Source organism: Streptomyces sp. NBC_00569 (assembly GCF_036345255.1).
Classification (GTDB): Bacteria; Actinomycetota; Actinomycetes; order Streptomycetales; family Streptomycetaceae; genus Streptomyces.
Genome location: NZ_CP107783.1, coordinates 5602869 through 5627834 on the forward strand (window position 1 = coordinate 5602869; position 24966 = coordinate 5627834).

The 24966-nt window shown below is 72.8% G+C and carries 25 protein-coding genes; 7 read left to right on the forward strand and 18 right to left on the reverse strand.

The annotated features are described in order from the left end of the window. Positions 1–31: 31 nt before the first annotated feature. Complete coding sequence (murQ, locus tag OHO83_RS25315) at positions 32–985, reverse strand: N-acetylmuramic acid 6-phosphate etherase (protein WP_266671768.1); 954 nt, start codon at positions 983–985, stop codon at positions 32–34. 62 nt (positions 986–1047) lie between these two features. Beyond that, entirely contained in the window at positions 1048–1968 is a 921-nt protein-coding gene (locus tag OHO83_RS25320; protein WP_266671766.1) for a MurR/RpiR family transcriptional regulator, read from the reverse strand. 122 nt (positions 1969–2090) lie between these two features. Here OHO83_RS25320 and OHO83_RS25325 point away from each other — a divergent pair, with 122 nt between their 5' ends. Both OHO83_RS25325 and OHO83_RS25330 read left to right on the forward strand, forming a co-directional pair. Further along, positions 2091–2459 carry a hypothetical protein gene (locus tag OHO83_RS25325; RefSeq protein ID WP_227295502.1) on the forward strand — a complete coding sequence of 123 codons (369 nt, stop codon included), beginning with the start codon at positions 2091–2093 and terminating at the stop codon, positions 2457–2459. Further along, positions 2456–2731 carry a DUF4031 domain-containing protein gene (locus tag OHO83_RS25330; protein WP_266671764.1) on the forward strand — a complete coding sequence of 92 codons (276 nt, stop codon included), beginning with the start codon at positions 2456–2458 and terminating at the stop codon, positions 2729–2731. The genes OHO83_RS25325 and OHO83_RS25330 overlap by 4 nt, the downstream gene beginning before the upstream one ends. Here OHO83_RS25330 and OHO83_RS25335 read toward each other — a convergent pair. From OHO83_RS25335 to OHO83_RS25350, 4 genes are all read right to left on the reverse strand, one after another. Beyond that, positions 2679–3914 carry a Cmx/CmrA family chloramphenicol efflux MFS transporter gene (locus tag OHO83_RS25335; RefSeq protein WP_266676444.1) on the reverse strand — a complete coding sequence of 412 codons (1236 nt, stop codon included), beginning with the start codon at positions 3912–3914 and terminating at the stop codon, positions 2679–2681. The genes OHO83_RS25330 and OHO83_RS25335 overlap by 53 nt on opposite strands. An 85-nt stretch (positions 3915–3999) precedes the next feature. Continuing rightward, positions 4000–4500 (reverse strand): GNAT family N-acetyltransferase, encoded by a 501-nt coding sequence (locus OHO83_RS25340; RefSeq protein WP_266671762.1) that lies wholly within the window; start codon positions 4498–4500, stop codon positions 4000–4002. Positions 4501–4531: 31 nt separating this feature from the next. After that, positions 4532–5182, reverse strand: coding sequence for an HD domain-containing protein (locus OHO83_RS25345; protein WP_266671760.1), 651 nt, complete (start codon positions 5180–5182; stop codon positions 4532–4534). 50 nt (positions 5183–5232) lie between these two features. After that, the gene (locus tag OHO83_RS25350; protein WP_266671758.1) at positions 5233–5424 is read right to left on the reverse strand and encodes a hypothetical protein; all 192 of its coding nucleotides are present in this window, start codon (positions 5422–5424) and stop codon (positions 5233–5235) included. Between the two features lie 262 nt (positions 5425–5686). On the opposite strand from OHO83_RS25350, the gene OHO83_RS25355 reads away from it, so the two are divergent. Then, positions 5687–7732, forward strand: coding sequence for a HelD family protein (locus tag OHO83_RS25355; RefSeq protein ID WP_266671756.1), 2046 nt, complete (start codon positions 5687–5689; stop codon positions 7730–7732). 6 nt (positions 7733–7738) lie between these two features. Here the strand turns inward: OHO83_RS25355 and OHO83_RS25360 are convergent, their stop codons facing one another. Both OHO83_RS25360 and OHO83_RS25365 read right to left on the reverse strand, forming a co-directional pair. After that, positions 7739–8434 carry a copper homeostasis protein CutC gene (locus tag OHO83_RS25360; RefSeq protein ID WP_266671754.1) on the reverse strand — a complete coding sequence of 232 codons (696 nt, stop codon included), beginning with the start codon at positions 8432–8434 and terminating at the stop codon, positions 7739–7741. Positions 8435–8568: 134 nt separating this feature from the next. Then, the gene (locus OHO83_RS25365) at positions 8569–9516 is read right to left on the reverse strand and encodes a hypothetical protein (RefSeq protein WP_266671752.1); all 948 of its coding nucleotides are present in this window, start codon (positions 9514–9516) and stop codon (positions 8569–8571) included. Between the two features lie 181 nt (positions 9517–9697). Here OHO83_RS25365 and OHO83_RS25370 point away from each other — a divergent pair, with 181 nt between their 5' ends. Further along, positions 9698–11974, forward strand: a complete 2277-nt coding sequence (locus OHO83_RS25370) for a heavy metal translocating P-type ATPase (protein WP_266671750.1) — start codon at positions 9698–9700, stop codon at positions 11972–11974. A gap of 61 nt (positions 11975–12035) precedes the next feature. Here OHO83_RS25370 and OHO83_RS25375 read toward each other — a convergent pair whose 3' ends face one another. Further along, the gene (locus OHO83_RS25375; RefSeq protein ID WP_266671748.1) at positions 12036–13688 is read right to left on the reverse strand and encodes a DNA repair helicase XPB; all 1653 of its coding nucleotides are present in this window, start codon (positions 13686–13688) and stop codon (positions 12036–12038) included. Between the two features lie 117 nt (positions 13689–13805). After that, positions 13806–16331, reverse strand: coding sequence for a helicase C-terminal domain-containing protein (locus OHO83_RS25380; RefSeq protein ID WP_266671746.1), 2526 nt, complete (start codon positions 16329–16331; stop codon positions 13806–13808). A gap of 141 nt (positions 16332–16472) precedes the next feature. Here OHO83_RS25380 and OHO83_RS25385 point away from each other — a divergent pair, with 141 nt between their 5' ends. After that, a complete protein-coding gene (locus tag OHO83_RS25385) occupies positions 16473–17474 on the forward strand; it encodes a hypothetical protein (RefSeq protein ID WP_266671744.1) in 1002 nt (333 codons plus the stop codon). A gap of 12 nt (positions 17475–17486) precedes the next feature. Here OHO83_RS25385 and OHO83_RS25390 read toward each other — a convergent pair whose 3' ends face one another. Genes OHO83_RS25390 through OHO83_RS25405 form a run of 4 tightly spaced genes read right to left on the reverse strand, consistent with a single transcriptional unit; the run spans position 17487 to position 21371 of the window. Further along, positions 17487–18464: an ABC transporter substrate-binding protein gene (locus OHO83_RS25390; protein WP_266671742.1), complete on the reverse strand. Its 978-nt coding sequence runs from the start codon at positions 18462–18464 to the stop codon at positions 17487–17489. Next, a complete protein-coding gene (locus OHO83_RS25395; protein ID WP_266671740.1) occupies positions 18461–19300 on the reverse strand; it encodes an ABC transporter ATP-binding protein in 840 nt (279 codons plus the stop codon). Before OHO83_RS25395 ends, OHO83_RS25390 begins: the two co-directional genes overlap by 4 nt. Continuing rightward, on the reverse strand, positions 19297–20358 hold the full coding sequence (locus tag OHO83_RS25400) for a FecCD family ABC transporter permease (RefSeq protein WP_266671738.1): 1062 nt from the start codon (positions 20356–20358) through the stop codon (positions 19297–19299). Before OHO83_RS25400 ends, OHO83_RS25395 begins: the two co-directional genes overlap by 4 nt. After that, positions 20355–21371: a FecCD family ABC transporter permease gene (locus OHO83_RS25405; protein ID WP_266671736.1), complete on the reverse strand. Its 1017-nt coding sequence runs from the start codon at positions 21369–21371 to the stop codon at positions 20355–20357. The genes OHO83_RS25400 and OHO83_RS25405 overlap by 4 nt, the downstream gene beginning before the upstream one ends. A 65-nt stretch (positions 21372–21436) precedes the next feature. On the opposite strand from OHO83_RS25405, the gene OHO83_RS25410 reads away from it, so the two are divergent. Next, a complete protein-coding gene (locus OHO83_RS25410) occupies positions 21437–22084 on the forward strand; it encodes an HAD family hydrolase (protein WP_266671734.1) in 648 nt (215 codons plus the stop codon). On the opposite strand, the gene OHO83_RS25415 is transcribed toward OHO83_RS25410, so the two are convergent. Then, the gene (locus tag OHO83_RS25415; RefSeq protein WP_376223070.1) at positions 22063–22344 is read right to left on the reverse strand and encodes a hypothetical protein; all 282 of its coding nucleotides are present in this window, start codon (positions 22342–22344) and stop codon (positions 22063–22065) included. The genes OHO83_RS25410 and OHO83_RS25415 overlap by 22 nt on opposite strands. Positions 22345–22498: 154 nt before the next feature. Between OHO83_RS25415 and OHO83_RS25420 the strand changes: the two genes are divergently transcribed. Next, positions 22499–22882, forward strand: coding sequence for a cold-shock protein (locus OHO83_RS25420; protein WP_116512381.1), 384 nt, complete (start codon positions 22499–22501; stop codon positions 22880–22882). 6 nt (positions 22883–22888) lie between these two features. On the opposite strand, the gene OHO83_RS25425 is transcribed toward OHO83_RS25420, so the two are convergent. The 3 genes from OHO83_RS25425 to OHO83_RS25435 are packed head-to-tail and all read right to left on the reverse strand — an operon-like array spanning position 22889 to position 24896. Continuing rightward, positions 22889–23746, reverse strand: coding sequence for a 1,4-dihydroxy-6-naphthoate synthase (locus OHO83_RS25425; protein WP_266671732.1), 858 nt, complete (start codon positions 23744–23746; stop codon positions 22889–22891). Continuing rightward, positions 23743–24450, reverse strand: coding sequence for a futalosine hydrolase (locus OHO83_RS25430; protein ID WP_266671730.1), 708 nt, complete (start codon positions 24448–24450; stop codon positions 23743–23745). The genes OHO83_RS25425 and OHO83_RS25430 overlap by 4 nt, the downstream gene beginning before the upstream one ends. Continuing rightward, a complete protein-coding gene (locus tag OHO83_RS25435) occupies positions 24420–24896 on the reverse strand; it encodes a DUF2771 domain-containing protein (protein WP_266671728.1) in 477 nt (158 codons plus the stop codon). The genes OHO83_RS25430 and OHO83_RS25435 overlap by 31 nt, the downstream gene beginning before the upstream one ends. Between the last annotated feature and the right edge of the window lie 70 nt (positions 24897–24966).

Here is a 24966-nt window from a genome sequence, read left to right on the forward strand (position 1 = left end):
TGCGGGACTGCGGGACTGCGGGACTGCGGGACTACGCGGTCGTGGCCGAGGCCTGGAGCGCGGCGCGCAGATGACCCTTGCTGTCGGCCAGGAGGCGGGCGGCCGTCGGGCCGTCGACCGAGCCGAGGATCACGAGGATGGCGTTCTTCACCTCCCCGTCCGTCGCGGCGAGAGCGGCCTCGATGTCGGCGTCGTCCGCGCCGGTGGCCAGGGCGACGATCCGGCGGGAGCGGGCGCGCAGCTTCTCGTTCGAGGCGCGTACGTCCACCATCAGGTTCCCGTACGTCTTGCCGAGCCGGATCATGGTGATCGTCGACAGCATGTTGAGGACGAGCTTCTGGGCCGTGCCCGCCTTCAGCCGGGTCGAGCCGGTGAGGAGCTCGGGACCGACGACGACCTCGATGCCGTGGTCCGCGGCCGCCGCGAGCGCGCTGTCCGCGTTGCAGGACAGGCCGATCGTGAGGGCGCCCCGGTCGCGCGCGTGCTCGACGGCGCCGATCGCGTACGGGGTGCGGCCCGAGGCCGAGATGCCGACGACGACGTCGTCCACCGTCAGACCCAGCGCGTCCAAGTCCTCGGCCGCGAGATCCTTGGAGTCCTCGGCGCCCTCGACCGCCTTGATCATGGCGCTCGGGCCGCCCGCGATCAGACCGACGACCTCGCTCGGGTCGGTGTTGAACGTGGGCGGGCACTCGGACGCGTCCAGGACGCCGAGCCGGCCGGCCGTGCCCGCGCCCGCGTAGACGAGGCGGCCGCCGCGGGCCATCCGCTCGGCCGTGCCGTCGATCGCGGCGGCGATCCGCGGGAGCTGCTCGGCGATGGCGGTGGGGACGCTCGCGTCCTCGCCGTTCATGATCTGCGCGATCTCCAGCGTCGACAGCTGGTCGATCTCGGAGAGCTCCGGGCGGAACGCCTCGGTGGTGAGCGTGGCGAGCTGGGCGCGCAGTTCGCTGTAGTTGTCGGCGGCGTCGGTCGTGGAGGTCATGACGTGTGCGGCTCTTTCCGGTGCGGCGGTGGGGGCGGAGAAGGAGGGCGGGCGGGCGTCGCCTAGCGGGAGCCGCGCGGCGTGTGACGGTGCGCGAGCGCCTCGTACGACGCCGACAGGGCGGGGGCCGCCGTCTCGTACGTACGCTGCGCGACGCCCACGAACAGGCAGTCCACGACGAGCAGCTGGCTCGTGCGGGACGACATCGCGGCCGGCCGCAGCTCGCTCTCGCGCGCCGTGGACGTGGTCAATATGTGGTCGGCGTACTGCGAGACCGGGCCGTCGGGGCGGCCGGTGATCGCGATCGTGGCGGCCCCGTGCTCGAAGGCGACGCGCAGCGGTTCGATCACGTCGTGGGTCGATCCGGAGTGCGTGATGGCGATGGCGACGTCCTTGGCGCGCAGCTGCACGGCGTTGGTGATCGCCAGGTGCGGGTCGCCGTGGGCGTGGGCGATCAGCCCGATGCGCAGGAGCTTCTGGGCGAGGTCCTGGCCGACGAGGCTGGACGCGCCGATGCCGTAGATGTCGATGCGGCGGGCGCCCGCCAGCGCGTTCACGGCGGCGCCGAGCTGCACGGTGTCGAGGCCGGCCGCGGTGTCGGCGAGGGTCTGCTGCTCGTCGTACGCGAGCTTCGCGACGACGTCGGCGATGGGGTCGTCGACCGCTATGTCCGCGGTGACGGCGGGGGCGCGGCCCGACTGCTGCTGGGCGGCGAGCCCGGCGAGGGCGAGGCGCAGGTCCCGGTATCCGGGGTAGCCGAGGAGGCGGGCGGTACGGACCACCGTCGCCTCGCTGGTGCCGGTGAGCTCGGCCAGGCCGGTGACCGTGAGGGCCGCGCAGCCGGCCGGGTCCCCGGCGACGGCTTCGGCGACCCGCTGCATGGAGCGGGTCATCGACGGCGCGAGGGTCCGCACCTTGGCCGCGAGGGCGGCCGGGGCGGGCGGCGCGTCGCCTGCGAAAATTTCCTTCACGTTGCTGGTCACATTTGAAAGATATTTTCAGGGCGGTGAGACGTCAAGAGTCCTTCGACTGTGCCGTACGGCACGTCACTCCGGGTCTTTCGGACGTTCCGGGAGCCCGTACACCGAGGGAGCACAATGGCTGCATGGACCACATCAGCCCCCTCGAACAGGCACTGCACGCGGCCCGCGCCCTCGTACTCGCCGACCTCGGCTCCGGCGAGGTCGCCCACGCCGACGTCGTCTCCCTGGTCGAGGACTCCATAGTGCACCGCCGGTGGTGGGTCGAGCAGTGGCCGGAGGGGGTCGACTACGTCGCCGGGCTCGTCGCACAGGACGTGCAGGACGGACTCCTCGAACGCTCCGGCCGCTGGCCCCTGTGCCCGGTGTGCGGCTCCGGCGAACCCCACGCCCTCGACGTGGAACCGGAGTTGGGCCCCGACCCGCACTGGGTGTGCAGCGAGGCGGGCGTGGTCGTGGCGCCCGTGGGGTCCCTCGGTACCGTCGCGCGATGACCGTCTACATCGATCCGCCGACCTGGCCCGGCCACGGGCGCATGTGGTCCCACGTGGTCAGCGACGTCTCCTTCGACGAGCTCCATCTCTTCGCCGAGCGGCTCGGCGTCCCGCCCCGCGCCTTCGAGCGCGACCACTACGACCTGCCGTCGCACCGCTATGAGGACGCGGTGCGGGAAGGGGCCGTGAAGGTCGGCTCGAAGGAGCTGGTGCGCAGGCTCACCGAGGCGGGGCTACGGAGGCCGAAGGGGCGTCCTGCGGCGGGGAGTTGAGGTCCTTGGGGCCGGACGACGCCACGAGCTTCGTGGCCGATCCGCGGTGCAGGCGCAGTGACACCGCCGTCGCGCCGATCGCCGTCACCGTCATCGCCGCGCCCGCCCACGCCGTCGCCGGGTAGCCGAGCCCCGCGTCGATCACCGTGCCGCCGAGCCACGGCCCGCCCGTGTTGCCCAGGTTGAACGCCGCCGTCGTCGTCGCTCCGGCGAGCGTGGGGGCCGCGCCCGCCACGTTGAACATGCGGGCGTTCAGCGCCGGCGCCGTGTAGAACGCCGAGAAGCCCAGCAGGAACGACAGCACCACCGCCGCCACCGCGAACCCGCCGAGCAGCGCCAGTGCCGCCAGGAACACCGTGGACGCCGCGATCCCGCTCAGCAGCACCCCGAAGAGATGCGCGTCGGCGACCCGGCCTCCGACCGTCGTGCCGACCAGCGCGCCGACACCGAAGAGCGCGAGGACCGTCGGGACCCAGCCCTCGTCCAGGCCCGCCACATCGGTGAGCAGCGGCGACAGATAGCTGAACGCGCAGAACACGCCGCCCGCCGCCAGCGCCGTCACCGTGATCGACAGCCAGACCTGGCGGTCCCGGTAGATCGCCAGCTCGCGCCGCGGCCGCGGCCTCTGTGCCGGGAGCGGGATCCGCGGGATCAGCGTCACCACCCCCACCAACGCGATCGCCGATGCCACGCCCACCGCCCAGAACGCCGCCCGCCAGCCCAGACCGTCACCGAGGAACGCCCCCGCCGGGACGCCCAGCACGTTCGCGATCGACAGACCGCCGATCATCACCGCCATGGCCCGCGCCCGCTGTGTCACCGGCACCATCGCGATGGCCACCGCCGCGCCCACGGCCCAGAATCCGGCGCAGGCCAGCGCGCTCACGATCCGCGACGCGAACAGGACCGCGTAGGTCGGCGCCAGCGCGCCCGCGACCTGGCCCAGGCCGAACACCGAGATCAGCGCGATGAGTGTGGTGCGGCGCGGCAGGCGCAGCGTCGCCACGGCGAGCAGCGGCGCGCCCACCACCATGCCGATCGCGAACGCCGATATCAGCAGGCCCGCCTGCGGGATCGTGACGTCCATGTCGTCGGCGATCGCGGGCAGGATGCCGGACAGCATGAACTCGGACGTGCCCAGCGCGAACACCGCGAGGCCCAGGATGTAGACGGCCGGCGGCATGCGGGTGGGGGCGCCCGCGGGGGTGTCTTCGGGAGCTTGTGGAGCAGAGTCAGGCATGACGTGACACAACGCGACGCGCCGTCGCCTAAATTCCCGACAGTTCGTAGGCGCAGAGGTCCGTCGTCGTCGAAATGTGTACGAAACCGGCGCGCTCAAGCACCCGTTGGGACAGCGCGTTGTCCAGGTCCGTGTTCGCCGTCACCGCCGTGACGCCCGGCTGCGACAGTGCCCACGCGGCTATCGCGGTCACCGCCTCCGTCGCGTAGCCCCGCCCGCGCGCCCCCTCCGTCACGTCGTAACCGATCTCCACGCGGCCCTCCTCGTCCGGCGCGCTGTGGAAGCCGATCCCGCCCACGGCGCGTCCGTCCTCGGCCCGCACGATCACGTACGTTCCCCAGCCCTCGCGGTACGTGCCCGCGGCGTGCGCCTTCACCGTGGTCCCCGAGCCGGTCCGGGTGCCGTCCGGTGCGTCGCCGTCCAGCCAGGCGAAGCCGCCCGACCCGCTGTCCGCGTTCAGGTCCCTGGCCGACTCCAGGGACAGCTCGTGCAGGCGTACGCGCGCGGCCGCGATGGTGAGCAGTGTCATGGGCCGAGGATGCGACAGCGGCGGGCGCCGATCAACCGGTTTGCGGAGTCAGCAGGGCCAGCTCGGCCGTGAGGTTCTCGCGGGCCCGCTCCTCCCAGTGCGCCGCGCCGTGCGGGGTGCGGAACAGGCGGGGCAGGGTGAGGAGTTGGCGCAGAACCGCGGCGCGGCCCTCGCGGAACGGCTCGTCCGGCACGAAGCCGTACTCCTCCCGGACCGCCGCCGCGTAGGCCGCGTACGCGCCCGGGGACGCCGCCAGGATCGCCAGGTCCGCGTCGCACAGGACCTCGCCGTTGCGGTCGTCCTCGTCCGGGTCGTGCGTCACCGTGAGGACGACCAGCCGGCTCACCTCGTCGACCTGCTGCTCCGTCAGGCCCGCTTCCGTCAGGGCCCGTTCCGCGAGACGCGCCGAGCGGTCCTCGTTCGTCGAGCGCTCGGGGAGATACACCGCGTCGTGGAACCAGGCCGCGAGGCGGACCAGGGCCGGGTCGTCGGCGTGGTCCTCCAGTACGTCGATGTGGTCCAGGACCGCCTTGAGGTGCGTCGTCGTGTGGTAGCGGCGCTGTGGCTCCGCCCAGCGCGCCAGGAGGTCGTCCGCGTAGGCCTCCGGGGTCGTCGGGGTGGCCGGCGTGGGCTGCGCCGCGGCGAGTGTGTCCGCCCAGGCTTTCCTCAGGTCGTCCCGCATGCGGCGACCCTAGACCCTGTCGGCGGGCCCTGTCGGCAGGCCCTGGTGCTCTAGTCCGGTGGCGGCTCGTGCGCGGCCGACCGTTTCTGGACGCCGGCCTCCTCGTCGTACTCGCCCAGAAGGACCACGCCGAGCGCCGAGGTCACGATGACCTTGGCCGCGCGCAGGACGTTTCCGAGGCGGTGGGGGTGGTGTGTTTCCGTGGCGGCGGTGGCACCGTGGGTGAAGGTCATGGTGGTCATGCCTCCATGGTGGAATACGGGCATTCCGTGCACATCGGTCCGGAGTCGTAGGTTGCGGCGGCGGGGGGTGCGTCCTGGGGGGTGACTCCGCCCCTGGGGGCCCTCCATGGCTCCCCGGGGAAATAAATGCGTTGGTCGTGGGTCGGGGCGGGAGTAAGGTGGTCCGCCTTGCCCGCCTCCCTCCGTGGAGCGCCGCCGCCCGGACGGAAACCGGCCGGCTGCCGTGTGTAACCGAACCCCCCGGAGCCCGGAGGCATAGCCCGTGTCCCTCGACGACCCGCTCTCCCGCGAGCGCGCCCACCTCACGTCGTCCCGTGCCGCCCTGCGCGCCATGCGCGAGGACGTGGAATCCCTCGACATCGCCGACGTCACCGCGAACTGGGTGAACGCCGCCGTTCTGCAGCGCCAGATCGACGACCGGATCAAGGCGCTGGCCGATCTGTCGCACACCCCCTTGTTCTTCGGGCGGCTCGACTACCTGCACGCCCCCGGCGCCGACCGGGCCGAGGGCGCCGAGGGGGAGCGGTTCTACATCGGGCGGCGGCATGTTCACGACGCCGTGGGCGATCCGATGGTCATCGACTGGCGTGCCCCTGTCTCGCAGCCCTTCTACCGCGCCTCGAAGAAGGACCCGATGGACGTCGGGCTGCGGCGGCGGTTCGGTTACACGGGCGGGGATCTCACCGCGTACGAGGACGAGCGGCTGTCCGACCCCGCCGAGGCCGAGGTCGTGAGCGCGCTGCTCCAGGCCGAGATCGAGCGCCCCCGCGTCGGACCCATGCGCGACATCGTCGCCACCATCCAGCCCGAGCAGGACGAGATCGTGCGCAGCGGGCTCTCGGGGTCCGTGTGTGTCCAGGGAGGGCCCGGGACCGGGAAGACCGCCGTCGGCCTGCACCGTGTCGCCTACCTGCTGTACGCCCACCGCGAGCGGCTGGCCCGGACCGGGACCCTCGTCATCGGGCCGAACCGGTCCTTCCTCCACTACATCGAGCAAGTGCTCCCTGCCCTGGGCGAGTTGGAGGTCAAGCAGGCCACCGTCGACGACCTCGTCGCCCATGTGGAGGTGCGGGGCGCCGACGCCGCGGACGCCGCGGTGATCAAGGGGGACGCGCGGATGGCCGAGGTGCTGCGGAGGGCCGTGCGCTCGCACATCACGCTGCCCGTGGAGCCCGTCGTGGTCGTGCGCGGGTCCCGGCGCTGGCGCGTGCCCGCGTACGAACTCGAGGAGATCGTGCGGGAGTTGATGGGCCGCGACATGCGGTACGGTGCCGCCCGCGACGCCCTTCCGCAGCGCATCGCCCACGCCGTTCTCGTGCAGATGGAGCGGTCGGGCGAAGCCCCCGACGACCGTGTGCAGGACTCCGTCGCCAGGAACGCGGCCGTCAAGGCCGCCGTGAAGGTCCTGTGGCCCGCCGTCGATCCCGCGAAGCTCGTGCTGCGGCTGCTGTCCGACGCCGAGTTCCTCGCCGAGCACGCGGAGGGCGTGCTCGGCGAGGACGAGCAGAAGTGCGTGCTGTGGGAGCGGCCGGCGCGCAGTGTGCGGGCCGCCAAGTGGTCCTCCGCGGACGCCGTGCTGATCGACGAGGTCACCGATCTCGTCGCCCGTACGCACTCTCTCGGGCATGTGGTGCTCGACGAGGCGCAGGATCTCTCGCCCATGCAGTACCGGGCCGTCGGGCGGCGCTGCACCACCGGGTCCGCCACCGTCCTCGGCGACCTGGCCCAGGGCACGACGCCCTGGGCCACGCGCAGCTGGGCCGAGGCGCTGCGGCATCTGGGCAAGGAGGAGGCCGTGGTCGAGGAGCTGACCGTCGGATTCCGCGTGCCGCGCGACGTCATCGCGTACGCGTCCCGGCTGCTGCCCCACATCGCGCCCGGCCTCGCGCCCGTCTCGTCCGTCCGTGAGAACCCGGGCGCCTTCGAGGTCCGGGAGGCGGCGAACGGGGCCGACGACGTGGTCATCGCCTGCGTAGAGGCGCTGGAGCGCGAGGGGTCCGTGGGCCTCATCGCCGCCGACGCCCGTGTCCCGGCCCTGGCCGAGGCCCTCGCCGACGCAGGGCTCACCTACCTGGGCCCCGGTGAGGAGACCACCGCGCGGACCCGCCTCACCCTCGTACCGGCCTCGCTCGCGAAGGGCCTCGAGTACGACTACGTGGTCCTCGACGAGCCCGCCGCCGTGGTCGACGGCGAGCCCGACGAGCGGACCGGACTGCGTCGCCTGTACGTGGCGCTGACCCGAGCCGTCTCCGGGCTGGTCGTGGTCCACGCCGCGGAGCTGCCGGAGCAGCTCGGGGGAGCGCTGTAGGGGGCCCTAGATCCCCGTGTCGACGGCTTCCCGCCAGGTGCGGACCGCGTCCGTCGACACGGGGGCCGTCCAGCCCTGGGGGCGGGCCGCGCCGCCGATGTGGAAGGCGTCGATGCCCGCCGCCTTCAGGCGCGGCAGGTGGTCGAGGCGGAGGCCGCCGCCGACCAGGATCCGCTGTTCGTAGCCCGGTTCGCCCGAGCGGGCCGCCTCCGTGGCGAGGACGTCGAGCCCCGTGTCCACGCCGTCCGGCGATCCGGCCGTCAGATACGTGTCGAGGCCCGGCGCGTGCGCGAGATGCTTGCGCAGGGCGTCGCGGTCCGCGGCCCGGTCGATCGCGCGGTGGAAGGTCCAGCGGCAGCCGTCCAGTTCCGCCGTGATCCGTTCGACCGCCGCGAGGTCAGGGCCGCCCGCCGGGTCGAGGAAGCCGAGCACGAACTCGTCGGCCCCCTCTGCGCGCAGCCCGCGCGCGGTCTCGGCCAGCGCGTCCAGGTCGCCCGCGGCGAAGCCGTCCGCGAGCCGGATCATGACCCGCAGCGAGATGCCGACGGCCGCGCGGATCCGGCCGAACGTCTCGCGCGACGGGGTGAGCCCGTCCGCCGCCATGTCGGTGACCAGCTCCAGCCGGTCGGCCCCTCCTGCCTGGGCCGCGACGGCGTCCTCGGGGCCGAGCGCGATCACCTCCAGGACTGCACGCTTGCTCATGGGACCCCTTTGTCGGTTGCGAAGGCGGGTGCGGATGCGGTGGCGGCCGGGCCCCCGGCCTGTCGTCACAACAGGTCCTAGAGGTCTAGTCCAATAGGTCAGCCTACGCGCAGACGGCCCGCGCCGACAGGTGATCAGTGGCCGTGCTCCTTCGGACGATCACCCGCGCTCTGCCCGGCGTGCACCGTGAATTCCGCCGTCCGCACGGCGCCGTTGTGCTTGAAGTCCAGAAAGAGGCGGTACATCCCGGTACTGGGTGCCGTCGCCGTGAACGACACCTCCGGCCCCGGCCCGCCCTTGTCGGGGTGCACGTGGAGGTACGCGAGGTCGCCGGAGCGCAGGGCGACCAGGTGCCCGTACGAGCCGAGGTAGGGCTGGAGGTCGGTGACCGGCTTCCCGTTCCTCGTGACGCTCAGGGTCAGCTCGCTCGCCGATCCCGCGCCGAGGCTGCCGCCCAGCCGCACCTCGTAGCCGTCGCCGGCGTCGGCGGTCCGGGAGGCCGCCGGAAGGTTCCGGGGCGCGTACTTTCCGGCGACCGCCAGGTCCGCCCCGAGGGTGAGGCCCTCCTTCTCGGCCTGCGGGGTGAAGTCGGCGAAGACGCGGTATCCGCCCGCCTTCGGCAGCTCGACCGGCGTCTTCCAGGTGCCGTCGGCCGCGCGGGCCGGGTGCAGATGGCGGTAGACCGTGAGGTCCCGCGAGGCCACGATCAGGTGCAGCTGCTTGCCGTGCTCCGTCCGGTACGCGGTGACCTTGCGGCCCGTGTCGTCCTTGGTGATCGCGAAACTCAGCTCGGTGCGCTCGCCGGCGGCCGCGATGCGTCGGGTCCGCAGGTCGAGCGTGTAGCCGCGCTCGGAGATCTGCAGCCCGCCCGGGGCGGCGGCGGCCCCGGCGGCCGATGTGCCGTGGCCGGCGTGCCCGCCCTGCGCTTCCCCCGCTTCCTGTGCATGCCCTCCCTCCCCGTGCCCTGCCGTCTCGTGTTCGCCCGCGGTGACGGGGCCGACGCCCTTGCCCACCCCGTACGCGGTGCCGAAGGTCGCGGCGACGGCGGCTGCGAAGGCGGTGATCCTCAGTCCGGTCTTCATGGCGGCTCCTGGTGTGCGGACGGTGTCGATGTCCGGTGGCTGATAGCCCGACCATACCCCCAGGGGGTATGAAGTCAAGCGGTCGGAGCGCTTGCGTCGGATACCCCCCATGGGTATAGATTGGATGACGTGATCGATACCCACCCCGGGTACCGGAGCAGACCGCAACCGAGGAGGCCTCATGTCGGCGCATCCAGCCGCCACCGCGCCCCCTGCCGCTCAGGCGGCAGAGGTGGAACTCGCCATCGGCGGCATGACCTGTGCCTCGTGCGCCGCCCGGATCGAGAAGAAGCTGAACCGGATGGACGGCGTGGAGGCGACCGTCAACTACGCGACGGAGAAGGCGAAGGTCACCTTCGCCGACGGGGTGGCGGTGGCCGACCTGATCGCCACGGTCGAGGCCACCGGGTACACGGCCCAGGAGCCGCCCCGGACCGTCGAGGAGAAGGCGGAGGAGTCGGAGCCGGACGCATCGGCCGACCCGCTCGCGCCGCTCCGGCAGCGACTGGTCACCGCCGTCGTGCTCGCCGCGCCCGTCGTGGCGATGGCGATGATCCCCGCCCTCCAGTTCGCGTACTGGCAGTGGCTGTCCCTCACGCTGACGGCACCCGTCGTGACGTACGCGGCCTGGCCCTTCCACAAGGCCGCCTTCACCAACGCGCGGCACGGCGCCGCGACCATGGACACCCTCATCTCCGTCGGCACGTCGGCCGCGTTCCTCTGGTCGGTGTGGGCGCTCTTCTTCGGAACCGCCGGCACGCCCGGCATGACGCACGCCTTCGAGCTGACCATCGCCCGCAGTGACGGCGCCGGGAACATGTACCTGGAGGCCGCCGCCGGAGTCACCGCCTTCATCCTCGCCGGGCGCTACTTCGAGGCCAGGTCCAAGCGGAAGGCCGGCGCGGCACTCAAGGCGCTGCTCGAACTCGGCGCCAAGCACGTCACGCTGGTGCGCGAGGGCGGACGCGAAGAGACCGTCCCCGTCGGTGAGTTGACGGTCGGCGACCGGTTCCTCGTGCGGCCCGGCGAGAAGATCGCCACCGACGGGGCCGTGGTCGAGGGCGCGTCCGCCGTGGACGCATCGATGCTGACCGGCGAGTCCGTGCCCGTGGAGATCGCCGTCGGGGACGCCGTCACCGGCGCGACGCTGAACGTCGGCGGACGCCTCGTCGTCGAGGCCACCCGCGTCGGCGCCGACACCCAGCTCGCCCGTATGGCACGCCTCGTGGAGGACGCGCAGAACGGCAAGGCGGCCGCGCAGCGCCTCGCCGACAGGATCTCCGCCGTGTTCGTGCCGGTCGTCATCGGGCTCGCGCTGGCCACGCTCGGGTTCTGGCTCGGCAACGGCGCCGGGATCACCGCCGCCTTCACCGCGGCCGTCGCCGTCCTCATCATCGCCTGCCCCTGCGCCCTGGGCCTCGCCACACCGACGGCGCTGATGGTCGGCACGGGGCGCGGCGCGCAGCTCGGCATCCTGATCAAGGGCCCGGAGGTCCTGGAGACCACGCGCGCGGTCGACACGATCGTCCTGGACAAGACCGGAACGGTCACGACCGGCCGGATGACGCTGCTCGCCACGCACGTGGCGGACGGCACGGACACAGGTGAAGTCCTGCGTGTGGCAGGAGCGTTGGAACACTCCTCGGAGCACCCGATCGCGCAGGCGATCGCCGACGGGGCCCGCGAGAAGGTGGGCGAGCTCGGCGTGGTCGAGGACTTCGCCGGCCTTCCCGGGCTCGGCGTGCAGGGCATCGTGGACGGCCACGCCGTACTCGTCGGCCGCGCGAAGCTGCTGGGCGAGTGGGAGATCCGGCTGCCGGCGGAGCTGGAGCGGGCCAGGGCGGAGGCCGAGGCGGCGGGGCGTACGGCCGTCGCGGTGGCCTGGGACGGGCAGGCCAGGGCCGTCCTCGAGGTCGCGGACGCGGTGAAGGACACCAGCGCGGAGGCGGTACGCCGACTGCGGGGCCTGGGCCTGACGCCCATCCTCCTCACCGGCGACAACGAAGCCGTGGCGCGGTCCGTGGCCGCCGAGGTGGGCATCGACGAGGTGATCGCGGAGGTCATGCCGCAGGACAAGGTCGACGTCGTCAAGAGGCTTCAGGGCGAAGGGCGTTCCGTGGCCATGGTCGGCGACGGCGTCAACGACGCGGCGGCCCTGGCACAGGCCGACCTGGGACTCGCGATGGGCACGGGCACGGACGCCGCGATCGAGGCCGGCGACCTGACGCTGGTCCGCGGCGACCTGAGGGCGGCGGCCGACGCGATCCGCCTGTCCCGGCGGACGCTGGGGACGATCCGCACCAACCTGTTCTGGGCGTTCGCCTACAACGTCGGCGCGCTGCCGCTGGCCGCGGCGGGCCTGCTGAACCCGATGATCGCGGGCGCGGCGATGGCGTTCTCATCGGTGTTCGTCGTGGGCAACAGCCTGCGGCTGAGGAACTTCAGGCCGCAGACGTAGGAAGGCCGCAGGCAAGCAGGGCCCGTCCGCACACGGTGGACGGGCCCTCACCCTCGACCGTTCAGCCGCCCTGCCCGCCCGCGAGGAGTTCGTCGGCGTCGATGATGCGGTACGCGTAGCCCTGCTCGGCGAGGAAGCGCTGGCGGTGGGCCGCGAAGTCCTGGTCGATGGTGTCGCGGGCGACGACGGAGTAGAAGCGGGCCTCGTGCCCGTCGGCCTTCGGGCGCAGGACACGGCCGAGGCGCTGGGCCTCCTCCTGCCGGGACCCGAAGGTGCCGGACACCTGGATCGCGACCGTGGCCTCGGGCAGGTCGATGGAGAAGTTGGCGACCTTGGACACCACGAGGACGGAGATCTCGCCGTTGCGGAACGCGTCGAAGAGCTTCTCGCGCTGGGCGTTGCTGGTCTCGCCCTTGATGACGGGGGCGTCCAGATGCTCGCCGAGCTCGTCGAGCTGGTCGATGTACTGCCCGATGACGAGGGTCTGCTCACCCTGATGCTTACGCACGAGGGCCTCCGTCACCTTCCGCTTGGTCGCCGTCGTGGCGCAGAAGCGGTACTTCTCCTCGGCCTCCGCGGTCGCGTAGGCGAGCCGCTCGCTGTCGGTGAGATTGACGCGCACCTCGACACAGTCGGCGGGGGCGATGTAGCCCTGGGCCTCGATCTCCTTCCACGGAGCGTCGAAGCGCTTGGGCCCGATCAGGGAGAAGACGTCCGACTCGCGCCCGTCCTCACGCACCAGCGTCGCGGTGAGGCCGAGGCGCCGCCGGGCCTGGAGGTCGGCGGTGAACTTGAAGACGGGCGCGGGCAGCAGATGCACCTCGTCATAGATCACGAGCCCCCAGTCGCGGGAGTCGAAGAGCTCCAGATGCGGATAGATGCCCTTCCGCTTCGTGGTCAGGACCTGATACGTGGCGATGGTGACGGGCCGGATCTCCTTCTTCGTCCCGCTGTACTCGCCGATCTCGTCCTCGGTCAGGCTCGTGCGCTTGACCAGCTCGTGCTTCCACTGCCGGGCGGAGACGGTGTTGGTGACGAGGATGAGCGTCGTCGCCTTGGCCTCGGCCATCGCGCCGGCGCCCACGAGCGTCTTACCGGCGCCGCAGGGCAGCACGACCACGCCGGACCCGCCGTGCCAGAAACCCTCGACGGCCTGGCGCTGGTACGGGCGCAGCGCCCAGCCGTCCTCCGCGAGATCGATCTGGTGCGCCTCGCCGTCCACGTAACCGGCGAGGTCCTCGGCGGGCCAGCCCAGCTTGAGGAGCGTCTGCTTGATCTGCCCGCGCTCCGAGGGGTGCACGGCGACGGTGTCGGCGTCGATGCGGGCGCCGACCAGCGGGGCCACGCGCTTGGAACGGAGGATCTCCTCCAGGACCGGCCGGTCCGTGGTGGTCAGGACGAGGCCGTGCGCCGGGTGCTTGGACAGCGTGAGACGCCCGTACCGGTCCATGGTCTCGGCGATGTCGACCAGGAGCGCGTGCGGGACGGGGTAGCGGCTGTATTCGACGAGGGCGTCCACGACCTGCTCGGCGTCGTGGCCGGCGGCCCGCGCGTTCCACAGGCCCAGCGGCGTCAGCCGGTAGGTGTGGATGTGCTCCGGGGCGCGCTCCAGCTCGGCGAAGGGCGCGATGGCGCGACGGCAGGCGTCGGCCTGGTCGTGGTCGACCTCGAGGAGCAGCGTCTTGTCACTCTGGACGATGAGCGGTCCGTTCACATGTATCCCTTCCACCGCGCTCCGCGAGGCGCGGGGCCAAACGTCCAGTGTGCCGCATGGCGCGTACGAACCGCGTACGGTCGGTCGCCGACGGGACGTGGGGGCACGAACCCCGGCTCAGGCCTCGGCCTCCAGCTCGGCCACCCCGGTCACCCGGTGCAGCGGATACGTGCGGACCTCGTCCGCGGTGTGGTCGTACGCGGTGACGAACCCGCCCTCCACCCGGATCGGGGCGATGACGCGCTGGCTGGCGGAGCCCTCCGCGTTCACATAGCCGATCCACACGGCCTCGCCGGTCAGGACGGCCGCCTGCATCGTGGCCAGCGTGTCCGCCGCGCTGGTGCGGGGAAGCGCCCCGCTCTGCTCGCCCGGCGCGTGCTTGCGCGGGGTCGTGGTGGCGAGGTCACCCGCGCGGATCGCGCGCACGGCGGCGGTCAGGAGCGTGCCGTCCGGAACCGGCGGCCCCTCCGGGACGGGCTCGGGGGCGCTGCGCGGCGGAGTGCGGAGGGCGTGGGCGCGGGTGATCAGCACATCGCCCTCGGCGCTCTCCGCGGCAGGCGCGAACCCCATCTGGCGCAGGCCCTCCAGGAGTGCCGCGGGATCGGCCTGCGCGGCGAGGACGGTCGGCGCGAGGCGCCGCAGACGCAGGCCGGCCGAGCGCTTGTCGGCGAGGATCTCGCCCAGGAGCACGTCGTCGTCGCAGCGCACGTAGGCGGAGGCGGCGCCGATGCGCAGATGCCCGTGCTTACGGGCCACGTCGTCGATGAGGTACGCGAGGGGCTGCGGCACGGGCGTACGGGAGTGCGTGTTCAGGAAGTCGTGCAGGTCGGAGGCGGTGCGCCCGGAGTCGAGGGCGCGCCGTACGGACCCGGGCGTGAACCGGTAGACGGTCGCCCCGCCCTTGGACTCGACGTCGGCGAGGACGGAGAGCGCCTCGGCGAGCGGCCGTTCCAGGGGCCCGGGGGCGACGGCGGTCAGGTCGGCCTGAAGAAGGACATGGTCCAGCGGCTCGGGCAGCAGCGGCGCGAGCAGGGCGACAGCGGCCGCCTCCGCCGACGTGGCGGCACCGCCCCCGCCGTCAAGAAGCGTCCGTCCGTGCTCGGACAGGGCACCCCGCCCCGTGACGCCGAGCAGCTCCGCCTCCGTGAGGGTCCACCGGGCGATGCGGGCGCGCAGGTCGTCGGGGTCACCGGCCTCGTCGGAGGAGGCAGCGGCGCCGCGCAGGGGCCGCTCCCAGCGGAGCCGGGCGAGCAGGGTCTCGGGGTCCGGGGAGGCGCCCTCGGGAAGCTCGGACAGGAGCGCCAGCACGCGGCGGCGGACCTCGGGAGCGGCGGAGCGGTCGAGGTGCGGCCCGAGCGCGGAGAGGGTGCGCCCCGCGGCGGCGACGGTGACGGCGCCGTCGCGCCCGCCGACGAGGCCGGACGTGCGGGTGGCGGGGAGCCAGGCGGCGACGAGCCGGATCCAGCGCTCGGCGGCGGGCTGCTCCAGCCAGTTGTCGTAGGCGGGCGTCGCGGCGTACTGCTCGTCTGCCTCTCCGTCGGAGGCGATGAGCCCGGCGGCGTAGGCGAGTTCGACCCAGAACGCGGCGAGGGGCTCGGTGGTGTCGAGGGCGGCGGCGGTGCGCTTGAGGTCCCGCACGCTGAGCCCGCCGGCCCGCAGGACGGCGGGGCCGCCCTCGTCCCAGTCCTTGAGGAGTTCCTCGACGGTGGCGAGCGCGGTGTAGGCCTGCCCGGCGGCGGTCGCGTTCACGACGGTGGCCCGGTGGGTGGCGGCCGGGCCGACGGCGGGAGGCACGGGTTCCAGGGCGCGGTGGGCGCGTCCGCCGCGCAGATGGAGGGCGGCCTCGCGGGGCAGGACGACGGTTCCGGGAGCCGTGGGCAGCAGGAGACCGCGGTCGAGGAGCCAGCGCAGATGGGCGGCGGGTTCGGCGGTGACCTGGCCGTAGGGCGGGCCCCAGACGAGCCGGGAGAGGACCTCGACGGCGTCCGCGGGCGCTTCGTCGAGGAGGGCCGACATGCGGGGCCGCTCGGTGAAGAGTGCGGTCAGCGAGGCGACGGCGGAGACCGGGTCGTGCGTGGAGGGGAGGCCCGCGGCCGTCACGATCTCCTGGACGCGGCCGGGGGACATGCCCGCGGTGGCCTCGGCGACCGTCGGGCCGAGGCCCGTGGGGGAGGGCCGCTGGGGTGCGGGGGCGAGCAGCTCACGGGCGGTGCGCACGAGGCGGAGCCGGTCGTCGGGCCCCCAGAGCAGGGCCTGTTCGCGCAGGGCGGCGACGGCGTGCGGCAGGGCCGCGGAGACCGTACGGGCGTCCACGCCGGCGTCGTCGCCCTCGTCGCCGGCGAGCAGGGCCAGGAGCGTGCCGTACGTGGTGGGTTCCGGGGCGACGGCCAGCGCTTCCGCGGTCTGGAGCGTGAAGCGGTCCAGGTGTTCGAGCGCGCGGATCACGGAGGCGCGGGTGCCCGCGCGGGTGGCCAGCTGGGTGAGGTCGCCCGGGACGGGGTTGAGCAGATCCGGGCGGGCGCGCAGGAGTGCGCCGAGGGAGGCGTCGTCGCGGGCGCGCAACGCCTCGGCGAGGGACCGGGGTGCCGTACTCCCCGCCCCGCTCCCGTCCTCGGCGGCGCGGTCCGGCTCGTGAGTGCTCATCCGGGCCACGGTAGCGCCTGACCGGCCCGGCGGGCGGCGGCCCCGCTGGGCCCGGAAGAGGCCCCCGGTGCCGGGCCGGGCACGGTAACGTCGTAAAACGGGTGAACGAACCGTCAACAGCACCACCCCGGAGGGGACTTCGTGGGGATCGAGAGCGATCAGCTCGTCTTCGACTATCTGAGCCGGGTCGGCGACCTGGCCCAGCAGCGTCAGCTGCCCTCCGGCACCCGGATGCGTCTGGTGTCGGAGCTGCGCAACGAGATCGAGGCGCGGCGCGCGAAGACGACGGTGGACAGTCCGGCGGCGGTGCGCCGGATCCTGGAACGCCTCGGCTCGCCGGACGAGGTGGTCACGGGCGCGGGCACGGGCCGCGGTGCGGCGCAGCCGGAGGCGCCGCGGGCGGCGGTGCCCGTGCAGCGGTCGAAGGACCAGCGGCCCAAGGAGCCGCGCCCGAAGGGCCTGCGGCGGATCGTGCCGGGCCCGCGGGCGGAGCCGCAGGAGGACGAGACGCCGCGGGACGTGCCGTCGCCGCCGCATCTGGCGGGGACGGACGAGCTGGGCGAGCCGGGTTCGGAGCCGGACTGGTGGCGGGTGGACAGCAGCCCGTTCGGAGTCGCGGACAGCGTGCCGGGGTTCGTGGGCGGCGTGGAGATCCCGGAGATACTCAGGCCGCCGGGCAAGGACGGCCCGCGCCCGCCCGGGCCACGCAGGGGCGAGGCCGCTGCGGAGGACGAACTCCCGGAAGACGAGCCGGAGACGGGAACGGAGAAGGCGTCGGCAGGGCGCCGCCTGCCGTCCCTGCCCGGCTGGTCGAACCCGCTCCTGCTGCTCGCCGCCGCACTCCTGGTCGCCGGCGCGGTCATGGGCAACTGGTTCGCGCTGGGCCTCGGCTGGATCATCGCGTACGCGTCGCGGCGGCTGAGCGAGGGCGAGTCGAAGGTGGCCGTGCTGTGGCTGCCGGGGCTAGCGGTGACGGCCGGGCTCGTGTGGCTGTGGGGCCGTAACACCGGGCGGTGGGGCGAGCCGATCGCGGACGGGCGGATGAGCGACGCGATCGGCACGACGTGGCCGTGGGTGGTGCGGGGTGCGGCCGTCGCCTCCGCGCTCTTCGTGGTGTGGAGATCGCAGCGGCAACGGCCGTGACGCAAGGGCCCGTTACGTGGTCAGGTCCTTCTGGAACTCGTCGAGGATCTGGTGCGCGGCGGTGTAGCCGATGCCCGCGATCCACAGGTTGTCGTCGACCTTGAAGACCTTGCCGTCCTCGGACGCCTTGAGGTGCTTCCACAGCCCGCTCTTCATCGTCCCGGTGGCCCCGGCCTTGTCCGGGTCGCCGTAGGTCGAGGTGAAGATGACGTCCGCGTCGGCGAGGTCGATCTTCTCGGGGCTCACGTCGTACGAGAACCCGTCCTTGGCCTTGTCGGTGACGGCGGGGCGGCCCACGCCGAGGTCGCCGAGGATCGAGCCGACGTAGTTCTGCTTCCCGTAGATGCGGATGTCGGCGCCTTCGACGAAGCGGACGAAGTTGATGTCCGTCGCGGCGGCCTTCTCCTTGCCGCCGATCGCGGTGGTCACCTTCGCGACGTGCGCGTCGTAGTCGGCGACGACCTTCTTCGCCTCGGCCTTCCTGCCCAGCGCGTCGGCGTGGACCTGGAAGTTCTCCTTCCAGGCGGTGCCGGTGGACTCCGTCATCACGGTCGGGGCGATGGCGCTGAGCTGCTTGTAGCGCGCGCCGTCGCGGACCTTGCTGGTGAGGATGAGGTCGGGATCGAGGGCGGCGACGGCCTCCATGTCGGGGTCGGCGATCTCGCCGACCTCCTTGATGCCCTTCACCTCGTCTCGGGGCAGGTAGGACGGGAAGCCCTCCTCGGTCGCCGCGTGGGTCGCGCCGACGAGCCTCACGCCGAGAGTGAGCGCGGAGTCGAGCTCGCCGGTGTCCAGGACGACCACGCGGGCCGGGTGTTCGGGCACCTTCACGTCGCCCATCGCCGTACTGACCGTGTGCGTCTTCGGGGATGTCGAGGCGGCCGCGTCGGAGCCGGAGTCCCCGCCGGACGAGCCGCAGGCGGTCAGGGCCAGGGCGCCGGTCAGGGCGAGGGCGCCGGCGGTCAGGGCGGGGCGGGCGCTGCGGGTCATGAGGCTGCCTCTCGGGAAAGGGACTCGGACGGGGCGCCGGACCGGGCGCCGGCCTGCCAGGGCGCGCCGGGGACGATCAGCGGGGAACCGGTCACCGGGTCGGGGACGACCACGCAGTCCAGGCCGAACACCTCCCGTACGAGATCCGCCGTGACGACCTCGGCGGGCGGGCCCTCGGCGACGATGCGGCCCGACTTCATGGCGACGAGATGGTCGGCGTAGCGCGCCGCCTGGTTGAGGTCGTGCAGGACGAGGACGACGGTGCGGTTCTTGTCGTGGTTCAACTGGCGTACGAGGTCGAGGACTTCGACCTGGTGGGCGATGTCGAGATACGTCGTCGGCTCGTCCAGGAGCAGCAGTTCGGTCTCCTGGGCCAGCGCCATGGCGATCCACACGCGCTGGCGCTGGCCGCCGGAGAGCTCGTCGACGGAGCGGTCGGCGAGGGCCGCCACGTCGGTGCGTTCCATGGCCTCCGTGACGGCGCGCTCGTCGGCGTCGGACCACTGCTGCCACCAGTGCTGGTGGGGCTGGCGGCCGCGGGCCACGAGGTCGGCGACGGTGATCGCCTCGGGCGCCACGGGCGTCTGCGGCAGCAGCCCGATCTGCTGGGCGATCTTCTTGGTGGGCAGCCGGGTGAGGGCTTCGCCGTCGAGGAGCACGGAGCCGCTCCTCGGCTTGAGGAGCCGGCCCAGAGCGCGCAGCGTGGTCGACTTGCCGCAGGCGTTGGGTCCGACGATGACGGTGACGCGGCCGTCGGGGACGGCGAGGTCGAGGTCGTGGACGACGGTGCGGTCCTCGTAGGCGAGGGTGAGCGCGCTGGTGCTGAGCCGGGTCACCGGTTTCCTCCCGTGCGGCTGCGGATGATGAGCCAGATCAGGTACGGCGCCCCGACGGCGGCCGTGAGGACACCCACCGGGAGTTCGGTGGGGGAGAACAGGCGCCGGGCCAGCAGATCCGCCACGACGACGATGAACGCGCCCAGAAGCGCCGAGCACAGGAGCGGGATCTGGGCGGTGCGGGTCACACGGCGGGCGATCTGCGGGGCCAGGAGCGCGACGAAGTCGACGGGCCCCGCGGCGCCGGTCGCGACGGACGCGAGGACGACGCCCAGGAGTACGAGGCCGAGGCGTACGCGGCCGAGACGCACGCCGAGCGCGGTCGCCGTGTCGTCGTCCATGGAGACGGTGCGCTGGGCGCGGGCGGCCCACGCGACGAACGGGACGAGGACGAGGAGGGTCCAGCCGAGCGGGGCGGCCTCCGCCCAGCCGCGGCCGTTGAGGGAGCCTGTCATCCAGATCTGGGCCTGCTGGGCGACGAGGTAGTCGCCCTTCGTCATGAAGAGCGTCGTCACCGACCGCAGCGCGATGGCGAAGCCGATGCCGATGAGGACGAAGCGCGTCGCGTGCAGTCCGCCGCGCCAGGCGAAGGCGTACACGAGGAGCGCGGCGAGGAGGCCGCCGAGTACGGAGAGGTAGGGCAGGACCGCGTACGACGTGACGCCGAACGTCATGGCGCCGACCGTCAGAGCGCTCGCGCCCTGGCTGATGCCGATGATGTCGGGGGACGCCAGCGGGTTGCGGGCGACGGTCTGGATGAGCGCGCCCGCGACGCCGAACGCAGCGCCGACGAGAAGCCCGACGACCATGCGGGGGGCGCGCAGCGTGCCGACGACGAGTTCGTCCGGGGACGGCCGGCCGGTGATGACCTTGAGGACCTCGGCAGGGGCGATGAAGGACTCGCCGACGCAGAGATAGGCGAGGCAGGCGGCCGCGAGAAGGACCACGAGGGAGACGGCGACGACGGCGGCCCTGCGGTGCAGGAGGAACGCGGCGCGTCCCGCGCGGACGACGGAGTACCCGGCGGGGCGGACCCGGGGCGCGGTGGTCGTACTCATGCGGGGACCGCCTTGCGCCGGACCAGGGTGACGAGGAACGGGACGCCGATCAGCGCGGTCATCACGCCCGCGGGCACCTCGCTCGGCGGGAAGACGACGCGGCCCACGGTGTCGGAGACGAGAAGCATGACGGGGCCGATGAGGGCCGCCATCGGCAGGACCCAGCGGTGGTCGCTGCCCACGACGGCCCGGGCTATGTGCGGAACGGCCAGGCCGATGAAGGCGATCGGTCCCGCGGCGGCCACCCCGACGCCGGTCAGGACGGTCGCGCCGAGGCCTCCGACGATCCGTACGGTCGCGACCCGCTGGCCGAGCCCCTTGGCGACGTCCTCGCCGAGCGCGAGCGCGTCGAGGCCGCGGGCGACGGACAGCACGAGGAGTACGCCGATGACGAGGAACGGCCAGATCTGGCCCACGATGTGAGTGTCCCGGCCGGACAGCGAGCCCACCTGCCAGAACCTGAACTCGTCCATGGCGGACGCCTTCGTGGTGAGGACGGCTGTGGTGACGGAGACCAGGAGGGCGTTGATCGCGGCACCGCCGAGCGCGAGTTTCACCGGCGTGGCGCCGCCGCGCCCGCTGGAGGCGATGGCGTAGACGGCGACGGAGGCGAGCGCCGCGCCCGCGAACGCGAACCAGACGTAGCCGGTGAGCGTGTGGATGCCGGCGAAGGCGATCGCGAGGACGACGCCGACCGACGCGCCCTGGCTGATGCCGAGGATCCCGGGGTCGGCGATGGGGTTGCGGGTGATGCCCTGGAGGACGGTCCCGGCGAGGGCGAGCGCGGCGCCGACCATCAGGCCGACGAGCGTGCGCGGCAACCGCAGGCCCCTGATGACCTCGGCGTCGTCGCTGTGGCCGCCGTGCACGAGCGCGTCGAGGACCGCGGACGGGGCGATCGCGCGGGCGCCCACGGCGAGGCTGAGCAGGACCGCGAGAACGAGGGCCACGAGCGCGGCCGCCGTCCAGACGATGCGTCGCCGCGCGGCGGGGGCGGCTGTGATCTGACCCATGGACCAATCCGAGGTTGGTAAGGCTTAGCTAAGCGGCAATCGTACGCCCAGGCACAATGGCCCTCATGGGTGCATACGAGAGCGCGAACGGATCAGCCGCGGGACCGACGGTCGGCTTCGACCTCGACATGACGCTGATCGACTCACGGCCGGGGATCAGGGACACCTGGCTGGAACTCGCCGGCCGTACGGGCGCGCGGCTCGACGCCGACCTCATCGTGACCCGGCTCGGCCCGCCGCTTGAGCAGGAGCTCGCGTACTGGTTCCCCGAGGAGCGGATCCCGGAGATGGCCGACCTGTACCGGCAGCTCTACCCGGCGCACGCCATCACCGGGACGTACGCGATGCCGGGCGTGCACGAGGCCGTCGCCGCGGTGCACGCGGCGGGCGGCAGGGCGATCGTCGTCACGGCGAAGTACGAGCCCAACGCGAAGCTCCACCTCGAACACCTGGACATCGCCGCCGACGAGGTCATCGGCAACCTGTGGGCCGAGGGCAAGGCGACGGCGCTGCGCGAGCACGGCGCGTCCGTGTACGTCGGTGACCACACCGGCGACGTGCGCGGCGCCCGCACCGCCGACGCGCTGTCCGTGGCGGTCACGACGGGGCCGTGCGACGCGGCGGAGCTGCGCGAGGCCGGCGCGGACGTCGTGCTCGCGGATCTGACGGAGTTCCCCGCCTGGCTGGAGCGCTACGTCGCCGAGCGGGCCTGACGGCGCTGCACGGCGATCCCGCGCAGCACTCCGGCCGCGGAGATCAGGAAGCCGACACCCATCAGCATGCACACCGCGTAGGCGACGGGCGGGAACGGGTCGGTTCCGAGGAACAGGGGAGCCATCGTGGCCAGGGTGGCCACGGCTCCGACGATGAAGACGATGCCGCCCGCCTTGACGAGGCCGTCGCCGGGGCCGGCGGAATTCGCTTGGGTTTTGTCACGCACCCGACCAGGGTAGTTCCCAGCGCGAAGGAACAATCCGGGTTCCTCGGGCCGTCTTGTCACGGGCTCCTGGGCCATTAGCCTGGTGCCGGCGGGTCGGGCGACCCGCTGCAGTGCTATCCAGAGCCGTTTCCAGCGCCGTTCTTCATCGCACGAAACGGCATGACGAGTACGAGGACGAGGACTTCACGTGCCTACCGGCAAGGTCAAGTGGTTCAACAGCGAGAAGGGCTTCGGCTTTCTCTCCCGCGACGACGGCGGCGACGTCTTCGTGCATTCCTCCGTACTCCCGGCCGGCGTGGACGCTCTCAAGCCGGGCCAGCGTGTCGAGTTCGGCGTCGTCGCGGGACAGCGCGGCGACCAGGCGCTCTCCGTGACCATCCTTGATCCGACCCCGTCCGTGGCCGCGGCGCAGCGCCGCAAGCCGGACGAACTGGCATCGATCGTCCAGGACTTGACGACGCTCCTCGAGAACATCACGCCGATGCTGGAGAAGGGCCGCTACCCGGACAAGGCCTCCGGCGCGAAGATCGCGGGCCTGCTGCGAGCGGTGGCCGACCAACTGGACGTCTGACCACCGCTACGGGAACGCGAGCGCACCCGGGCCGAGGGCGGGCACGATCCCCTCGGCCGCGGCGCGCGTGAGCAGACCGCGGATCGCCGCATAGCCGTTCTCGCCCAGGTCGGCCGTGAACTCGTTGACGTACAGGCCGATGTGCTGGTCCGCCACCGACGGGTCCATCTCCTGGGCGTGTTCCTGGACGTAGGGGCGGGAGGCCTCCGGGTCGTCCCAGGCCATGCGCACCGAGGTGCGGACCGCGTCGGCGAGCCGGCGCAGCCGGTCCTCGCCCAGGCTCCGCTTCGCGATGATCGCGCCGAGCGGGATGGGCAGCCCGGTCGTGTTCTCCCAGTGCTCGCCCATGTCGGCGAGCGAGTGCAGGCCGTAGTTCCGGTACGTGAAGCGGGCCTCGTGGATGACGAGTCCGGCGTCGACCTTGCCGTCCCGCACGGCGGGCATGATCTCGTCGAACGGCATCACGACGACCTCGCCGACACCGCCGGGCACGACGTCCGCGGTCCAGAGGCGGAACAGCAGGTACGCCGTCGACTTCTCGCTGGGGACGGCGACCGTCTTCCCGGTCAGGTCGACGCCCGGCTCGCGCGTGAGCACGAGCGGGCCGCAGCCCCGGCCCAGCGCGCCGCCGCAGGGCAGCAGCGCGTAGTCGTCGAGGACGTACGGCAGGACGGCGTACGACACCTTCAGCACGTCGAACTCGGGGGAGCGGCGCTCGGCGACACCGTTCGTGATGTCGATGTCGGCGAAGGTCACGTCGAGGGCGGGCGCCCCGGGGACGCGGCCGTGGGCCCACGCGTCGAAGACGAACGTGTCGTTGGGGCAGGGCGAGAAGGCGATCCTGAGATCTTCGGGGTGCGTCATGTGCGGTTCCAACTCTCCAGTACGGGCGCGGACTTCCCGAACGCCTCGGTGAGCGCCGCGAGGGCGTCGCCGATGCGCCAGGCCGCGCGGTCGCGGGGGCCGACGGCGTTGGAGACCGCGCGGATCTCCAGGACGGGCACGCCGTGCGCGGCGGCCGCCTCGGCGACCCCGAAGCCCTCCATCGCCTCGACGGCGGCGCCGGGGTGACGGCGCAGCAGCTCGGCGGCGCGGTCCGCGGTGCCGGTCACGGTGGAGACGGTCAGGACGGTGCCGGTGAGCGCGCCGGTGGCCGCGGCGACGTCCCGTACGAGGGAGGGCGGCGGGAGGTGCGTGACCGTGCCGAAGCCGAGTTCGGTGACGGGCAGGAAGCCGTCGGGTGTCTCGGCGCCCAGGTCGGCGGCGGTCAGCGCGTCGGCGACGACGACAGAGCCGATGGGCGCGTCCGGCTGGAATCCGCCGCCGATCCCGGCGGAGACGACCAGCCGGTACGGCCGCCCCGACAGGGCGGCGGTGGTGAGGGCGGTGGCGGTACCGGCCGCCGCGGCGGCGGGCCCGACGCCCACCGCGACGACATCGACGGCAGGGTGCGCGGCGCCCGCCCCGGACAGGCCCCTGGCCACCGCGTCCCGCTCCGCGGGGACGGCGGTGGCGATCAGGACCCGCCCGTGCTCCGTCAGGCGTCCTTCTTGAGCTTGAACGACCACAGGCCGGTCGCGTTCGAGCCGCTGCCCTCGACGATGGAGACCGTCGTGGAGCTGCCCGTGGCGCCGTACTGCTGGTTGAAGAACACGCTGCCCGGGACGGTGCGGTAGGTCTTGTTGCTGGCGTCGGTCAGGGGCTGACCGTTCATCAGCAGGGTCCAGCCCTTATCCGCGATCTTCGGGTCGACGCCGAAGCGGACCGTCGCGTCGGGGTCGACCTTGATGGACTTGATGTCCTTGTTCTTGAGGCAGTCCTTCAGCGCGGAGGCGTTCAGAGCCTTGCCGTCGTTGTAGCAGGCGGCTTCCGACGTCACCGTGGAGCGGCCGACCGTGATGGTCGCCAGCGGCGTCGGCTTGTCGCAGGCCGAGAGGACGAGCAGTCCGGCAGCGACGGCGCCGGCGGCTGCCACGGTGCGGCGGTTGCGCACGGTGAAACGCAGGGAGGTCATGCGGGCAGGCTATCTGGCGGCCCGCACACACTCGCCATGCGGGTACGGCGTGCCGCATGCTCACGCCATC

Bases quoted from the DNA above. Each gene is read 5' to 3' on its own strand.
- OHO83_RS25405 (WP_266671736.1), bottom strand. From the start codon at position 21,371: ATGGGTCAGATCACAGCCGCCCCCGCCGCGCGGCGACGCATCGTCTGG.
- murQ (WP_266671768.1), bottom strand. From the start codon at position 985: ATGACCTCCACGACCGACGCCGCCGACAACTACAGCGAACTGCGCGCC.
- OHO83_RS25425 (WP_266671732.1), bottom strand. From the start codon at position 23,746: ATGACGCACCCCGAAGATCTCAGGATCGCCTTCTCGCCCTGCCCCAAC.
- OHO83_RS25345 (WP_266671760.1), bottom strand. From the start codon at position 5,182: ATGCGGGACGACCTGAGGAAAGCCTGGGCGGACACACTCGCCGCGGCG.
- OHO83_RS25325 (WP_227295502.1), top strand. From the start codon at position 2,091: ATGGACCACATCAGCCCCCTCGAACAGGCACTGCACGCGGCCCGCGCC.
- OHO83_RS25390 (WP_266671742.1), bottom strand. From the start codon at position 18,464: ATGACCCGCAGCGCCCGCCCCGCCCTGACCGCCGGCGCCCTCGCCCTG.
- OHO83_RS25335 (WP_266676444.1), bottom strand. From the start codon at position 3,914: ATGCCGCCGGCCGTCTACATCCTGGGCCTCGCGGTGTTCGCGCTGGGC.
- OHO83_RS25360 (WP_266671754.1), bottom strand. From the start codon at position 8,434: ATGAGCAAGCGTGCAGTCCTGGAGGTGATCGCGCTCGGCCCCGAGGAC.
- OHO83_RS25340 (WP_266671762.1), bottom strand. From the start codon at position 4,500: ATGACACTGCTCACCATCGCGGCCGCGCGCGTACGCCTGCACGAGCTG.
- OHO83_RS25365 (WP_266671752.1), bottom strand. From the start codon at position 9,516: ATGAAGACCGGACTGAGGATCACCGCCTTCGCAGCCGCCGTCGCCGCG.
- OHO83_RS25435 (WP_266671728.1), bottom strand. From the start codon at position 24,896: ATGACCTCCCTGCGTTTCACCGTGCGCAACCGCCGCACCGTGGCAGCC.
- OHO83_RS25330 (WP_266671764.1), top strand. From the start codon at position 2,456: ATGACCGTCTACATCGATCCGCCGACCTGGCCCGGCCACGGGCGCATG.
- OHO83_RS25370 (WP_266671750.1), top strand. From the start codon at position 9,698: ATGTCGGCGCATCCAGCCGCCACCGCGCCCCCTGCCGCTCAGGCGGCA.
- OHO83_RS25400 (WP_266671738.1), bottom strand. From the start codon at position 20,358: ATGAGTACGACCACCGCGCCCCGGGTCCGCCCCGCCGGGTACTCCGTC.
- OHO83_RS25380 (WP_266671746.1), bottom strand. From the start codon at position 16,331: ATGAGCACTCACGAGCCGGACCGCGCCGCCGAGGACGGGAGCGGGGCG.
- OHO83_RS25350 (WP_266671758.1), bottom strand. From the start codon at position 5,424: ATGACCACCATGACCTTCACCCACGGTGCCACCGCCGCCACGGAAACA.
- OHO83_RS25410 (WP_266671734.1), top strand. From the start codon at position 21,437: ATGGGTGCATACGAGAGCGCGAACGGATCAGCCGCGGGACCGACGGTC.